This window comes from Alkalihalophilus lindianensis (assembly GCF_032843265.1).
Lineage (GTDB): Bacteria > Bacillota > Bacilli > Bacillales > Bacillaceae_D > Alkalihalophilus > Alkalihalophilus lindianensis.
The window spans coordinates 1-244 of the sequence record NZ_JAWJBA010000876.1 but is presented as its reverse complement, the minus strand read 5'-3'; the positions used below and the strand labels follow the sequence as shown (position 1 = coordinate 244).

The window sequence follows — 244 nt, the reverse complement described above, 5'->3', positions numbered from 1 at the left end:
CGGCTGAAAAAAAGCGCCCCTCTCCATGAATCACGACTACTCTGATATCACGCTTTGGTTCAATTTCATCTAACACGGCAGACAATTCTCTTAACAGGCCTGATGAGAGCGCATTTGCCGGTGGGCGTTGAATTGTAATCGTAGCGATACTGCCCTCACTGGACCATTTTAAATATTCCATCTAGGGGAATCCCTCCTTCAAATCATATTACGCACACTAGCGGCTGCCAAATCCATTGATTAG

At 45.9% G+C, this 244-nt stretch carries 1 protein-coding gene; it reads right to left on the bottom strand.

Annotation, left to right across the window (positions count from 1 at the left end; translation table 11 throughout):
* Positions 1-181, bottom strand: a 181-nt coding sequence (locus RYX56_RS24625; protein WP_317124422.1) for an enoyl-CoA hydratase-related protein, incomplete at its 3' end; no start/stop codon positions are given.
* Between the last annotated feature and the right edge of the window lie 63 nt (positions 182-244).